The organism is Enterococcus sp. DIV1726a, from assembly GCF_051710985.1.
GTDB classification, from domain to species: Bacteria; Bacillota; Bacilli; order Lactobacillales; family Enterococcaceae; genus Enterococcus_B; species Enterococcus_B hirae.
This window is the reverse complement of record NZ_JBIOLS010000001.1, coordinates 284,696-299,682: the sequence shown is the minus strand read 5'-3', so window position 1 is coordinate 299,682 and position 14,987 is coordinate 284,696. Positions and strand designations below refer to the sequence as shown.

Below are 14,987 nucleotides of genomic sequence, written 5' to 3'. Positions count from 1 at the left end.
TAATTAACTATTGATCTAAATAAAGCGAGCAACAAAGGATGTATTTTGAAAATTTCCTGTAATAATGATAATTTTTTTCATATTTTTTCGAATTTCTTGCCACTCTTTTAGGTAAGCTTTATGATTAAATAAGTTACACTATCAAAAAAGGAGTATGACAATTGAAAAAATATGTTCCGTATTTGACAATTTTACTATTTGCATTCTTATTTGTTATGCCAAATATCCTAACACATGACCTTATCATTGGAGCAGATGCACCATTTCATTATAACCGTTTTTACGATGCCGCTGAACAATTCGCTAATTGGGATTTCCATTATTTCCCTTCCATGTATGGATTTCAGCAAAGCGGGCGTATCGTCAATGCGATCTATGGTCCGTTGTTTGCTTATTTTCAAGGCTTGATCGTTTTAGTTTCAGGCAGTTGGTTCCACTATCAAATCTTATCAAACTTTATTCTCTTTGTGATTTCTGGTTGGTCGATGTTGACACTATTGAATTATGTTCAGGTGAAAAAATGGGTCAGCATACCAATCTCGGTATTATTTATGACGACTTATTCCATTCAATATTGGGCAATCAATCAGGGCTTTACCAGTTGGGGCACCTGTTTTTATCCCTTATGCATGATTCCATTAGTGGACTTTGTTGTTCATAAAAAATTTCCTGTCTTGAAAGTTACCTTTTCAATTGCACTGATGACTCAGATCCACTTACTGTCCACCGTTATGTTGGTACTGATGTATATCCCTTTTTATCTTTATTATTTCTTTACTCAGACAGAAAAAGGCAAAGCAATCGGGCAACTGATCAAATCTGTCCTCTTTTATTTTGTACTAACAGCAAATATTTGGGCAGGATTAGCTATCGTCTATGGTGGAAATAAGATTTTGCCACCTTTTGTCAACCGAGAGATGAGCCAAAAAGCAATCAATCTGGATGGCAGCTATTGGCTAGCATATCCCAAGATTTTCCCAATTTTTTTATTGATCGGACTGATACTGTATCTTCTTTTCCGCCGTCACTACGACATTTTTACAAAGTTACTTTTACGCACAAGTCTTGGATTCTTCCTACTTTCAACCAGTTTGATCCCTTGGACAACACTAGTGGAAAAAGAGGTACCTTTCGTAAGCTTGATCCAGTTTCCTTTTCGTTTCTTTGTCCCATTTACCTTGCTCTTTCTACTCTTTTTAGCACTTGCGCTAAATCAATGGGAAAAGAAAAATTGGTATCGTGCGTTGAGTGTCCTATTTCTCTTTGTCGCTTCTGCACAAACGATCCAAAACCTCTATCAGCATCTGGATAAATGGCAAGACGAAACATTTGTCAGCCGTCACACGTATCTCTTTGATACACCAGCAGAGGCAAGAAAAACATTTTATGACCATGATATGTCTACTAGTTTATTCGTTTTTCAAAAGACAACACCCGATTATCTACCAATCTATCATGAAACTAAAGCAAATAAATATGATCGCTATAATGAAGAAATCTTGGAAGGAGAAACCACGTTCATTAAATCTCATCCTGGAGGACGTTTAACGATCAAATGGAAAAACACTGGGGAAGAAACTGTCCATTTACCAGTCATTGTCTATGACCGCACAGTGTTACTGCAACACGGCAAAAAATTGACAGATTATCAATTAACAGATATCGGTACTCCTATCGTCAAACAGCACAATGGAATCAATGAGATCACTCTCTATTATGATTTACCAATTTTCTTTTACTTTGTGATGGCATTCTTCCTGATTGGTTGGTTCGTTTTGATCGGACTCTTTGTCAAAAATCGTTACCAGGTTTGGAGAATAACTAAAAAATAAGGGACTGGCTTCTGTGGATCAAAAAGAGAATATCTCAACACGGAAGCTGTCTCTTTTTTATACCTTTTTATAAAATAGCAAACAAATCGTCAAATATAGTAGTCCTAATAAACGAATCGTGTTAGTAGCTACTTTTTTTTTCTAAACATAAGAAAAAATATTTATTTACTCTCTTCTTTTATAAACTATACTAGAATACAGAAAAGAAGGAGTGATACATATGCCTCAAACAACGAATCGACAATTGACTTTGAAAAAAAAAATCGGACATGCTTTTGTTCATCAATCTACGAATACTACCCTTAATACTGAGTCTCACCTTGAAATGATACTTAAAGATCCACCTGAGACTTCGCTATCAATTAAAGAATCAACTGATGAACAGCTGTATGAGCTGCCAAATAGTAAGACTGAGTCGCTATATGTAACTGTAATTGGTGATCGATCACCTACGCCCATTTCAAATGTTCAATCAATGAGTGAATCAACTTGTATTAATGACCAAGATTATTCTAAAAGAAATACCATTTTAGACATTTTAAAAAAACTGCAAACTCTCCTGAAGAGGTAATAGAGCTGACAAGCATCATAGAGCAGTTAATTAATGAACTGCCACATCGTGAGCCTAGCGGTGAAGATCTGCAACCTCATGAGCCTAAAATCAAAGATTCCCTCGTTGTACTTTTGAATCTTTTAGATAACTTGCCAATTCTAACCGATTCCGATAAAGATCGATTTATAGACCATTTTGATATTTTACATGAGGAAGTACTACATAGTACCAATTTACAAAAAAATACACCGGTAACTAAAGAGTCCAACTCCTTGAAAAAAGTTCGAGACCTCATTTCTGCCCCGCGGAAAAAAAGTCCAGCCGAGTTAAAAAAACAATGCAGAGGCCAAAGAAACAGAGAATTTTATTGCCTTCCTCCTTGGTGCTTCCCATCGCACTAACAGTCATTTCATTATCTAATCAAATTTCTGCACGTAGCTGAAGCTGTTGCAATCAAAAAGACCCATGGAAAGAAAGGATTTATCCATTTTTCTTTCCACGGGTCTTTTTGATCATTTTTATTGAATGGGGCTGACCGTTATCTCTACTCCATAATGGTCACTTACAATGATTTCTTGTTTTCCATCAAAAATACTACGATAAGAAGGAACTGAGAATTCCTGTGGTACATAGATATAATCGATTCGTAACTGCTCTGTATTCGTTTCCCATCCATCGATTTTCTGTTCAATGGTTGCCTGACCATGAACTTCTTGGGCAACAGTATAGGAATCGACAATCGCAAGAGGGCTTTTTTCAACCAAGCGATAGCCTGCCTCTCCTGCTGGATTGTTAAAATCCCCCATTAAAAACAGTGGATTTGAGAGATTAGCTAAGTGTTCCATCAAGCAATGCCATTCAAAAGCAAAGCCCTTCGTTTCATCTATCCACCAAGAAAAATGACAGCTTGCTAGAGTGATTGTTTGGTCATCGATCATCGTCTGACTGATCAAAATTTTCCGAGTGTGGTAATCCTCTTTTTGCTTTGTTTCAGAAACATAGATTGCTTCACTGCTTAGTGGTGTCTTAGAAAGCAGCGCATTCCCCTCTTCATAAATCCCATAACCGACATGACTCATTTCCCAACTCCAATAATAGTCTTTCCCTTGTTTGGCTAAGTAGCGCACCAAACAATAAGCAAAATTATCGACATGGACGGGCGATTGTTCTATAACTGGACAAAATTTGTTTAATTCTTCATTCACGATACTTTCGGAAGTGATTAATTGATTGACTTCTTGTAAAGCAATCACATCATAATCTGCTTGACAGATTTTATCTACGATCTGGCGCATCTTTTCTTCTGGTGATTCTTCTAACCAGCTATGTGTATTCAAAGTCATCATCTTCATCTTCAATTCTCCTTATTGATTAAAACTTACTTCATTTCTTTTATGATAGGATAGCCATGGATCATTAGCTGTGATTGTTTACCTGCTCGCAAACATTTAAAAATAAGTCTGAGAACTCAAAAACGAAGTATAGCGTTTTCGTGTTTTCAGACTTATTTGAGAAACAGAAAAACTGACTATCGGAAACCAAATAAGGAATTAAATTTGGTACTGGTCATCTTATGCATTATTGTTGAGTCACTTTATAATGATCACAGTTTTATTTCGCCAATTACTGTTCTTAATTCCGTTGTTCCTAAATGTTTGAGAATCATTTCATTGACTTTCCCATCCGTAAATACCACCATAATCGTTATATCTTTTCCTTCATTTTTGATTTCGGTTAGATTCATTTGTGCCAGTTTTGCTCCTGCTTCAACGGTTTGACCTTCTGTTACCAGGATTTCAAAAGCTGGTTGATCCATTTGGACTGTGTCGATTCCCATATGGATTAGTACTTCTGCACCTTCTTCTGTTTCCATTCCAATAGCATGTTTGGTTGGAAAAATACTAACTACTTTCCCAGTAATAGGTGCCACAACTTCACCAGTCGTTGGAATAACAGCAAAGCCATCCCCCATCATTTTCTTTGAAAAAACAGGATCATTGACTGTTGCCAAGTCTATCACTTCACCAGCTGCTACAGTCTGCAACTCTTTTCGTATACCTAACGTTTGATTATTAGCTGTTTCTTTTTCAACAACAACTTCTCCTACTGGAGCTGGGATAGGCGCCCCCGATTGAAGCAAATCTTCGATATCTGATTTTAATACATCGGCTTTTGGACCATAGACAGCTTGTACACCATTATCTTTGACGATTAGCCCCATAGCGCCTGCACGTTTCCATTCTTCTTCTGAACCTACTTTCTCACGATCAGCTACACTCACACGTAACCGTGTCATACAGGCATCTACATCTTTGATATTATCTTTCCCGCCTAATAAGTGAATGATTTTGATGATTTGTGGGTCTGACGTGCCAGCTTGGACTGTCGTTTGTTCTCCATTCCCATTGCTATCGTTACTGTCACTATCATAATTACCATTACGCCCTGGTGTAGCAAAATTGAATTTTTTGATCATGAAGTTTGCCACAAAGTACGTAACAACTCCAAACAAAATGACGCAAATGACGAAGTTAAGCAAATCGCCACCAAGTCCAGCTTTCATCGCTAGAGGAGTTCTAGTTAACAATTCGATGTTTCCAAAGGAATGAACACGTAACGGTAATAAATCTGCCATTGCAAATGCTGCCCCTTGGATCACAGAATAAACAATATAAAGTGGAACTGCAGCAAACATAAACATAAATTCTAATGGTTCAGTAACCCCTGTTAGAAAAACAGCTAATGCAGCTGAGAAATACATGGAACGATAGCGTGCTTTTTTATCAAGATCAACATTTCGATACATGGCTAAAGCTAACCCCATCAAAATACCAGAAGAACCAATCATTTGTCCCACTTTAAAACGAGCTGGTGTCCAGTTGTTCAACACAAATTCATACTGTGACAAATCCCCCGCACCTTTTAAATTGACCAAATCAGTAGCCCAAGCTAACCATAAAGGATCTTGTCCAAAGACTTGCGTTCCTGCTTGTGCACCAGATAAGATTTCATACGTGCCCCCTAATTGCGTATAATTGATCGGAATCGTCAACATATGATGCAAACCAAAAGGTAACAATAATCTTTCTAAGGTACCATAAAGAAATGGCGCTAAAACCGGTGCACTTTCTTGTGACTGAGCGATCCAAAGACCAAAATTATTAATACCTGCTTGGACATTTGGCCAGACAACAGCCAATACTAAAGCTACAATCGTTGACCAAAGAATCACTACAAATGGAACAAATCGTTTTCCATTAAAGAAAGATAACGCATCAGGTAATTTACGATAATTGTAATATTTATTATAGGCCATTGCACCAACAAAACCAGCAATAATCCCTACAAACACGCCCATATTCAACGCAGGTGCCTCTAATACACTAGTAAAAAATCCTTTGACCATGATCTTCGTGCCAAATAATGTATGGGTAAAGGCATCTTCATTTGCTAGCATCTCACTCGTCACTCCGAAAATCGCTCCCGTGATCCGGTTGATCAAAACAAATGAGATCCCTGCTGCAAAAGCACCACCCGCACGCTCTTTTGCCCAACTTCCACCTATTGCTAAAGCAAACAACAGATGTAAATTCCCGATGATCGCCCAACCAATATTTTCAATGACACCCCCCGTTGTTACTAAAAAAGCTAAGTTAGGGTCAATCAACGGGATAGATTTCCCGATACTGATCATCAAACCCGCAGCTGGCATCACTGCCACAACAACCATTAAAGCTTTCCCAAATTTTTGCCAAAACTCAAAATTAAATAATTTCTTCATAACTCCTGCTCTCCTTTATGCAATCGGTTTCGTTGTTAGTTATTATAGCCTTTGTTTCTTTTTTTGTAAATGCTTTATTTTTGATTTTATTCACTTTCTACCCAAACAGTCGCTATCAGAAGAATCATTTTCTTTTCGCATTTAATAGTAACTTATTATCAAAACAGTTAATGTTTTCCAGGAAAATTATCTTTTCATTTCTTTGTTTTAAATCCCCGCTAAAAAATTCTGCTTTATTTATATTGACTTACGCAATCGGTTGCGTTTATTATAAACGTATCAATGAAATTATCTAGGAGGAGTACAATGAAACAAATCAAGCGCCTATTTCAAATTGATCCTTGGAAGATCAGCACCAACACATTAGATCGGGAAAATCTCCGTTTACAGGAATCTTTAACTAGTATTGGTAACGGATACATGGGCATGCGAGGGAATTTTGAAGAAGCCTATTCAGGTGATCATCATCAAGGAACTTATTTAGCTGGGGTTTGGTACCCCGATAAGACTCGTGTTGGCTGGTGGAAAAATGGCTATCCCGAATATTTTGGTAAAGTGATTAATGCAATCAATTTTATTGCCATGGATATCTATATCGATGAGCAATTATTAGACCTTGCTACAATCGAACCAGAAGACTTTTATTGGGAATTGAATATGAAAAACGGTGTGTTATCACGTAGTTACACAGTAACGACTGCAACTAACAAACTAAAGATCACCTTTGAACGTTTTTTAAGTATCGTCAAAAGCGAAGCTGCTTATATTCGTTTAACAGTTACGATGCTCGAAGGAAATGGCACGGTCAAAGTCATCTCTAAATTGGATAGTAACGTTCAAAATGAAGATAGTAACTATGATGAACATTTTTGGAATGAAATCGGTCGAGGTACTTCTGATGAAACAGCCTACTTAATGACCAAAACGATTCCAAATAATTTTGCGATCGAACAATTTACCGTAACAGCTGCCATGAGACATTTCGTGAATGAAGAATTAGCGCAACCAATTTACCACGAAGATACATTAGCCGTCCTTGGGGAATTTTCTTTCGACTTAACAACGAATCAATCCGTGACACTTGATAAAGAAGTGCTTGTATTGACGAGCCGTGACATCCCCGAAGCACAGCAAGTCCAACAGATCCTCCAAGAATTTAGTGACTTACAAAGTCATTATCTGCAAGCAAAAGCAGAACAAACCACTGCTTGGAGCAAACGCTGGGCACTGGCTGATGTGGTGATCGAAGGTGACGAGGAAGCACAGCAAGGGATTCGTTTCAATCTTTTCCAACTATTTTCTACTTATTACGGCGAAGATGAACGTTTGAATATTGGACCCAAAGGCTTTACAGGAGAAAAATACGGTGGTGCTACTTATTGGGATACGGAAGCTTACGCTGTCCCCTTATATCTTGCTTTAGCAAAACCTGAAGTGACAAAAAATCTCCTTAAATATCGCCATAATCAATTGCCTCAAGCTATTCATAATGCCCAACAACAAGGGTTAAAAGGCGCCTTGTACCCAATGGTTACTTTTACAGGGGTCGAATGCCACAACGAATGGGAAATTACCTTTGAAGAGATCCATCGTAACGGTGCGATTGCTTATGCGATTTACAACTATACGAACTATACAGGTGACACCGCTTATTTGAAAAAAGAAGGATTAGAAGTATTAGTTGAGATTGCTCGTTTTTGGGCAGATCGGGTTCATTTTTCAAAACGTCATAACAAATATATGATCCATGGCGTGACTGGTCCGAATGAATATGAAAACAACATCAATAACAACTGGTATACCAATACGATAGCTTGCTGGGTATTAACGTATACTAGAGAAAACTATTTAAAATTCCAAACAGAAACTGCTGTAACGGTCACTGACGAAGAACTAACGAATTGGCAAACCATTGCAGAAAATATGTATTTTCCTAAAGATGAAGAATTAGGTATTTTTGTCCAACATGATACATTTTTAGATAAAGAATTATTGCCGGTATCAGAGCTATCTCCTAGCGAGCTTCCATTAAACCAACATTGGTCTTGGGACAAAATTTTGCGTTCTTGTTTCATTAAGCAGGCGGATGTGCTACAAGGAATCTATTTCTTCAACGACTCGTTTAGTAAAGAAGAAAAACAACGGAACTTTGATTTTTACGAACCAATGACCGTTCATGAGTCTTCCCTTTCACCAAGTATCCATGCCATTTTAGCTGCTGAATTAGGTATGGAGGATAAGGCAGTGGAAATGTATCAACGGACAGCCCGCCTTGATTTAGATAATTATAATAACGATACCGAAGACGGCTTACACATCACGTCGATGACTGGTAGTTGGCTCGCAATCGTCCAAGGATTCGCTCAAATGAAAACAGATCACGAACAGTTACGTTTTGCTCCTTTCTTACCAAACACGTGGACAGCCTACTCCTTCCATGTGAATTATCGTGGTCGTTTATTATTTGTTTCGGTGTCTAGTGAACAGGTGCAATTGACCTTAGTATCAGGCGAAAGTTGCCCATTAAAGGTGTACGAAAAAACGTATCTTTTAGAAGACCAGTTAAAGGTACCTTTGCGTAAGGAGGAATTAGATGTTTAAAGGAGTTTTGTTTGACTTAGATGGGGTGATTACAGATACTGCGGAGTTTCATTATCGCGCTTGGAAAAAATTAGGTCAGGAAATCGGTGTTTCCATTGATCGAACATTCAACGAACAATTGAAAGGGGTTAGTCGAGAAGATTCACTTCGCTTATTGCTTTCCTACGGACAAAAAGAAAGTGAGTTTTCCCCACAAAAATTTCAAGAATTAGCGCACAGAAAAAATGAGTACTATCTTGAAATGATTCAAGCGATCACGCCTACAGATGTTTTTCCAGGGATATTGCCATTACTTGAAGAATTGAGAGCAAACAAGATCAAGATTGCCCTTGCTTCAGCTAGTAAAAACGGACCTTTCCTTCTTGCTAAAATGGCATTAACGCCATTTTTCGATGCAATTGCCGATCCTGCAACGATCAAACTGGGTAAGCCGGCTCCCGATATTTTCTTATTGGCCGCAAAAGAAATTGGCTTATCCCCACAAGAATGCATCGGGATCGAAGATGCACAATCTGGGATCAAAGCAATCCGTGCTAGCGGAGCATTTCCAATTGGTGTTGGACGAATAGAAGATCTTGGAAAAGATATCCCAGTCGTACCTGATACGACTTGCCTTACACTAGACTATTTAAAAAATGAGTGGACACAGTATGTCTAAACCTTCCATCACTGTGATCCCCATTCCCAACACCAACTTGAAGCAAATCACATTGAAGAACGACGAACTCACAGTCGTTCTTCTCAACTACGGGGCAAGGCTTCATCAAATTCTAGCTCCAGATAAAAATGGTCACTTAGAAAATGTCTTATTATCTTATGATTCCTTAGAAGACGTTTTAAAAGATCAAAGCTATTTTGGGGCAACGATTGGACCAGTCGCTGGCAGAATTAAAAATGGCTCTTGGGCTGATCACCAGCTAGAAAAAAACGAAGGAAATCACCATATCCATGGTGGTTCAAACGGTTGGGCATTTCAGTATTGGGAGGTAGAAGTTTTTGAGACTCCTACAGCGATCGGTGTTGTTTTTTATTTGCAGGATACTTTTTCCGGTTATCCCGGTCCGATCACCGCAACCGTTACGTATCAGATAACCCAAAATAAATTAGAAATGATCACCAAGACAAGCAGCTCGACTGAAACCATCTGCAACCCAACGAATCATGCGTATTTCAATCTTTCTGGCAATGGCAAACGAGATATCTACGATCATGAACTAACGATCCAAACAGATGGAATATTAGCCTTAGATCACGAAAAAATACCAACTGGTGAAGTGATCGCTCTCAGCGACTTACCGCTTAATTTTAAACACCCACATTCGCTAATGGAAATTTTAACGAATGATCCAAACGGACTAGATGATGCTTTTGTTTTAAGTACGCCTAAACGAACGAAGAAAATACTTACCTTGACCGAAAAGCAAGCTGGTCGCCAGTTGTCTATAGCAACGACGAGCAAAAGTATGGTATTATTTTCTACGACTGGATTTGAAGCAGATTTTTTAATCAATGGCCAAAAAATGCACTCAAATTATGGGTTGGCAATTGAACCACAAGAACTTCCTGATGCCGTTCATTTCCCTGAATTTGGGTCAATCGCATTATATCCGGGACAAGAAAAAATTTGCTCTACCACTTATCAATTTCATCGTTTAAATGAAAAGCAAGTCTAGAAAAGAGGTGTATCGTTTATGGCGATCACAGTGAAGGATGTAGCCAAAAAAGCTGGTGTTGCGACCTCGACTGTTTCACGGGTCATCAATGACCATCCAAGCATCTCAGAGGCAACCAAAAAGAAAGTACGAAAAGTCATGGATGAACTAGGCTATGTACCAAATATCACTGCTAGAAATCTAGGGAAAAGAATTTCTAGCGCAATTGGCGTCATTCTCCCACCCCTTGATTCAAAAGAACGGATTGGGAATCCTTTTTATCTTGAGATCATGGAAGCGATCAATGAAGAAGCACGCCGTTATGATCTGACAACTGCTATAGCAACAGCCAAAAATTTTGATACTTTATTAGAAAACGTGCAACGGATGCATCTGCAAAAACAAGTCGATGGGTTTATTTTAGTTTATTCCGACAGTGAAGATCCTGTTATAGATTATCTCTATACGAATGAGATTCCTTTCACTTTGATTGGTCAGCCTTACCGACATGAGAATGAAATCATTTATGTCGATAATGATAACCAATTATTAGGTAAACAAGCCACGGATTTCTTGATTCAAAACGGTCATGAAAGCATTCTTTTCGTAACCAATACAACCCACGAGAGCCTTTACTTCGAACGTTATTTTGGCTACCAAAAAGCCTTGATGCTAGCTGGACTTACAGTTCATCCTAGTGTAGTGATCGAACAACCCGAAGATTATTTAGCTTTTGATGCCATTTTGAAAAAGTCACAATCAACAGCACTTGTAGTCATTGACGATATTTTTGCCTTACGAACGATGCAACTAGCACAGATGTATGGCTATCGAATTCCTGATACCCTATCGATCATCAGCTTCAATAACTCTATTTTCGCTACATTGACTCACCCTTATTTAACCAGTATCGATATCGATATTTCTGAATTAGGAAGGGTTGCAATGCAAAAATTATACGAATTGATCCACGATGAAATCAGCAGCGGTGTTCGTTTAGTCATTCCTCATCAACTCGTCAAACGAGAAACCGTCGTACCTCGCTTACAAGAAAAAAAATAAAACAACTGTTGAACACACAAATAAACTATTTGTAGTGTCTTCAGTTGTTTTTTTACTATACAGGTTCATTTTTTAAGAATCTACACTCTTCAAATAACTTTTTCATGAAAAAGAAACTGAGTATAAAAAGCTATTTCGCTTCTCGTTCTCAAACCTTGATGGTGCCTAGACTATTCACTGGTACGTTTTTTCATCTTTTGATTAAGCCAGAAACCACTCAAAATCGTAAAAATCGGTGCTAAGATCGAGAAGAAAGTAAATGGTAGATATTGTAATGCACTGACTTTCATCGTGCCCATAATAAAGGTACCACTAACTCCCCACGGAACGAGTGAATTAACGGTTGCTCCAGCATCTGCCAAAGTTCTAGTAAGATACTTTTTATTAACGCCCGCACGATCGAACGATCGCTTAAAGGTTTCGCCTGGTAAAATGATCGACAAGTACTGTTCGCCTACGATCAAATTGATCCCGATACAGCTTAATGCTGTAAAGCCAACCAAGCGAGAAGGCCGATCCATTTTTTCTCGCAATTCCTGAACAATCGTTTCCACAATCGTATATTTGATCAATAAGCCACCCAAAGCTAAAGCTAGAAGAATCAAGCTTGCTGAACCAAGCATACTAACAATTCCCCCTCTTGAAAGCAATTCATTGATTTTAGGGTCTGCTGTATGGGCAACATAGCCGTTCATTAAAATATTAGCTACTTTTGACATCGTTAAATGTGGTTGATTGATGAAGGAAAGAATGATCGCAGCAGTTGAACCAACTAGTAGTGTTGGAATCGCTGGAATTTTTTTAATCGCTCCACCAAACAAGATCACTAATGGGATCAACGTCCACGGAGAGATCCAGAAACCTGCTTTCATGTTTTGGATCATATCCGTGATCGCATGTAGATCCGCTGTGTGACTTCCATTCCCAAGAAAAACATAAAATAACATAGCAATTAAAAATGCCGGCAAATCAGTGTAACGCATTTGAGCGATATGCTCAAATAAATTTACTTCTCCGATCCCTGCCGCCAGGTTCGTAGTATCAGATAACGGAGAACAATTATTTCCTAAAAAAGCCCCCGAAACAACTGCTCCTGTCGTCATCGCATCACTAAAACCTAAAATATGACCGATTCCTAAAAAAGCAATACCGATCGTTGAAATCGTTGTAAATGAGCTTCCAACAGTAATCCCGACGATTGCACAAACAAGAAAAGCAGTCGGTAAGAAAAAGCGAACCGAGATCAATTGGAAACCATAAACCATGATCGTTGGAATCGTTCCAGATAAAATCCACGAAGCTACCAAAACACCAATCAATAGAAAAATCAAAATTGGAATGATCCCTGGAGTAATTCCTTTGACAATCCCATCATGAATCTCATCCCATGAGAAACCTCTAAATCGTCCATAAAATAACAAACACATGAAAGCAATTAGTATAGGAATATGCGGAGACAATTGAAATCCAATAATCAGTATTCCTAATATCGCCAACAATATGAATAAAACTGCCATACTTTCTTTCACAGATATTTTTTTATTCATCGTATCTTCTCCTATTTTTTTACAAAAAAAGCCCTACCTAAAAAAAAGCGTTCTTTTGGTAGGACAACTGGTCATAGCATCATTTTTTTGTTTTAGCGGATAGACGATGCTAATGACGATTATTTTCTCAAATCCGCTGAACCTTATGATTAGCGTTATTTTCGCAAAGGTTCCCTGATTAAAAAGCATACATTTGGCAAACCATGCTGTAACAGACATGAGCTACTTCTGGAACACCGTTTGTTAGGAATAAGGGACTGTGACAAGATTTTTGTCATAGCCCCCTTCCCTATTTACATTTTTTACTTGCTTCTTATTTATTCTATTCTTTTAAACTCTTTTCTACTTCGCTTCCCCAAGAATCATTTTTAAAACGATTGATGATCAAAGGAATGACAAACATAACGATTGCAATAACTGCTACCAATAATGCATCCGTCAAGGTAGATGTTCCTAAAGTGGATACAACTACTGCAATGATAGAGAAAATCAACATGCAGCTAACTACCCAAGCCATTCCATTTCCTTTTTTACCAATTCGATAAGGACGTTCTAAATCTGGATGGCTTTTTCTCATTTTGATCAATGAAACAGCAATCAAAATATAGACGATACAATAAATAACAGTTGTAGCATTTGTTAATGTTAAGAATACAGCACTGACGTCATCCATTACGCCGTAAAGTAAAGCGAATAATGAAATAACGATTGATTGAGTTAATACGACATTACGAGAAACACCATATTCATTTTCTTTATGGAATCCAAATTTAGGTGGTAAGAAACCTTCACGTGCTACTTGGATAATCGTTTTAGATGGTCCAGTTACCCATGCAGATAATTGAAGTAACACACCGATAAACACCATAAAGCTGAAGATGTTCCCAATAATTGTTGGTAAGCCAAGGATTTGGCAATAAATCAAGATTGGTTGCGTAATGTTTGCTAATTCCATTTTTCCATTTGGTACAACATTGGCAACTAACATTGCATTGATCACGTTCAATAAAACAAGACCAATCAACGCAATAAAGACCCCTTTAGTGTAGTTTTTCGTTGCATCTTTTAAACGAGGCATGTAAACAGAACTCATTTCGATACCAACAAAAATAAATGTGATACCTGCAAGATATTTCAATGATTCACTATGTTGTAAATCTGGGAAAGCTTTTGACCAAGAAAAATCTCCTAAGTAACCATTAGATACTAGACCCACTTTGAATGCGGCGAATAAACCAAGGACAAACATGATGACCACTGGGATATACACACCTAACCAAACGCCGATGTTCCCACCAACTTTGGCCATATCAAATTTCAAGTTCAAAATTGTAATGATCCAATAAATAACTAAAATACAACCTAGTACAAATAAATGATTATTGCCTAATTCTACGTTCCCGAATGTATTTCCTAATAATGGACCTAATGTTGATGCAACCATAACCATCCCTGGGAACATTTGAACCCAAAGCAACCAAGCAACAACAAATCCCCATTTACTTCCTAAGGCAGTTTTGACCCATAATTGTGGTCCACCTTCTTGTGGAAGCATCGTAGAAAGCTCACCAGAAACCATCGAAATAGGACCGGCAAAAAACAGTACGGCAAAAATTGAATAAAAAATCAATGTCCAACCAACGGCTGCTAAAGTCGGAATACTCCGAACTGTCGCACACAAAGCCATCGTCAGACCGACAAAGGTCCCAAGACCCATTTTACTTACTTGTGATTTACTCACTGTTGACACGCTCCTTGTTTTTTTTGAATAAAAAAACGTTGTCTTCAAAGTAATCCCAAGTCGCAAGACAAAAGCCAAGAGGTTGTTCCCCACAACTTTTTTAGTATAAAAACGATGCTTAGTGACTGGATTTTATTAGTTATTATTTGCTAAAAAAGAAAAATCTGAAATAGTCTTGTGTTCCATTCGCTGTATTTGTATTGAAGCTTTTCGATCTT

10 protein-coding genes are annotated in these 14,987 nt (G+C 38.0%); 6 read left to right on the top strand and 4 right to left on the bottom strand.

The window, feature by feature from the left end; genetic code table 11:
* The first annotated feature begins 215 nt into the window (after positions 1 to 215).
* Positions 216 to 1,832, top strand: coding sequence for a hypothetical protein (locus IGJ27_RS01390; RefSeq protein WP_370566777.1), 1,617 nt, complete (start codon positions 216 to 218; stop codon positions 1,830 to 1,832).
* A gap of 220 nt (positions 1,833 to 2,052) precedes the next feature.
* Positions 2,053 to 2,403, top strand: coding sequence for a hypothetical protein (locus IGJ27_RS01385; RefSeq protein ID WP_256733882.1), 351 nt, complete (start codon positions 2,053 to 2,055; stop codon positions 2,401 to 2,403).
* Positions 2,404 to 2,903: 500 nt separating this feature from the next.
* On the opposite strand, the gene IGJ27_RS01380 is transcribed toward IGJ27_RS01385, so the two are convergent.
* Positions 2,904 to 3,737: an endonuclease/exonuclease/phosphatase family protein gene (locus IGJ27_RS01380; protein WP_178306228.1), complete on the bottom strand. Its 834-nt coding sequence runs from the start codon at positions 3,735 to 3,737 to the stop codon at positions 2,904 to 2,906.
* A 251-nt stretch (positions 3,738 to 3,988) separates the two neighbouring features.
* Positions 3,989 to 6,166, bottom strand: coding sequence for a PTS transporter subunit IIBC (locus tag IGJ27_RS01375; protein ID WP_178306229.1), 2,178 nt, complete (start codon positions 6,164 to 6,166; stop codon positions 3,989 to 3,991).
* Between the two features lie 306 nt (positions 6,167 to 6,472).
* Between IGJ27_RS01375 and IGJ27_RS01370 the strand changes: the two genes are divergently transcribed.
* From IGJ27_RS01370 to IGJ27_RS01355, 4 genes are read left to right on the top strand one after another with little or no spacing between them, the layout of a single operon-like run.
* Positions 6,473 to 8,767, top strand: coding sequence for a glycoside hydrolase family 65 protein (locus tag IGJ27_RS01370; protein WP_178306230.1), 2,295 nt, complete (start codon positions 6,473 to 6,475; stop codon positions 8,765 to 8,767).
* Positions 8,760 to 9,425 (top strand): beta-phosphoglucomutase, encoded by a 666-nt coding sequence (gene pgmB / locus IGJ27_RS01365; RefSeq protein WP_178306231.1) that lies wholly within the window; start codon positions 8,760 to 8,762, stop codon positions 9,423 to 9,425. Before IGJ27_RS01370 ends, pgmB begins: the two co-directional genes overlap by 8 nt.
* Entirely contained in the window at positions 9,418 to 10,440 is a 1,023-nt protein-coding gene (locus IGJ27_RS01360; protein ID WP_178306232.1) for an aldose epimerase family protein, read from the top strand. Before pgmB ends, IGJ27_RS01360 begins: the two co-directional genes overlap by 8 nt.
* Before the next feature lie 18 nt (positions 10,441 to 10,458).
* Positions 10,459 to 11,481, top strand: a complete 1,023-nt coding sequence (locus IGJ27_RS01355; protein WP_178306233.1) for a LacI family DNA-binding transcriptional regulator — start codon at positions 10,459 to 10,461, stop codon at positions 11,479 to 11,481.
* A 170-nt stretch (positions 11,482 to 11,651) separates the two neighbouring features.
* Here the strand turns inward: IGJ27_RS01355 and nhaC are convergent, their stop codons facing one another.
* Both nhaC and tyrP read right to left on the bottom strand, forming a co-directional pair.
* Positions 11,652 to 13,028, bottom strand: a complete 1,377-nt coding sequence (gene nhaC / locus IGJ27_RS01350) for a Na+/H+ antiporter NhaC (protein WP_081128227.1) — start codon at positions 13,026 to 13,028, stop codon at positions 11,652 to 11,654.
* Between the two features lie 322 nt (positions 13,029 to 13,350).
* On the bottom strand, positions 13,351 to 14,769 hold the full coding sequence (tyrP, locus tag IGJ27_RS01345) for a tyrosine-tyramine antiporter (RefSeq protein WP_010720263.1): 1,419 nt from the start codon (positions 14,767 to 14,769) through the stop codon (positions 13,351 to 13,353).
* Positions 14,770 to 14,987 lie beyond the last annotated feature (218 nt).

Coding starts and splice junctions, on each gene's coding strand:
- IGJ27_RS01360 (WP_178306232.1), top strand. CDS start 9,418: ATGTCTAAACCTTCCATCACTGTGATCCCCATTCCCAACACCAACTTG.
- pgmB (WP_178306231.1), top strand. CDS start 8,760: ATGTTTAAAGGAGTTTTGTTTGACTTAGATGGGGTGATTACAGATACT.
- IGJ27_RS01390 (WP_370566777.1), top strand. CDS start 216: ATGCCAAATATCCTAACACATGACCTTATCATTGGAGCAGATGCACCA.
- nhaC (WP_081128227.1), bottom strand. CDS start 13,028: ATGAATAAAAAAATATCTGTGAAAGAAAGTATGGCAGTTTTATTCATA.
- IGJ27_RS01375 (WP_178306229.1), bottom strand. CDS start 6,166: ATGAAGAAATTATTTAATTTTGAGTTTTGGCAAAAATTTGGGAAAGCT.
- IGJ27_RS01380 (WP_178306228.1), bottom strand. CDS start 3,737: ATGAAGATGATGACTTTGAATACACATAGCTGGTTAGAAGAATCACCA.
- IGJ27_RS01355 (WP_178306233.1), top strand. CDS start 10,459: ATGGCGATCACAGTGAAGGATGTAGCCAAAAAAGCTGGTGTTGCGACC.
- IGJ27_RS01385 (WP_256733882.1), top strand. CDS start 2,053: ATGCCTCAAACAACGAATCGACAATTGACTTTGAAAAAAAAAATCGGA.
- IGJ27_RS01370 (WP_178306230.1), top strand. CDS start 6,473: ATGAAACAAATCAAGCGCCTATTTCAAATTGATCCTTGGAAGATCAGC.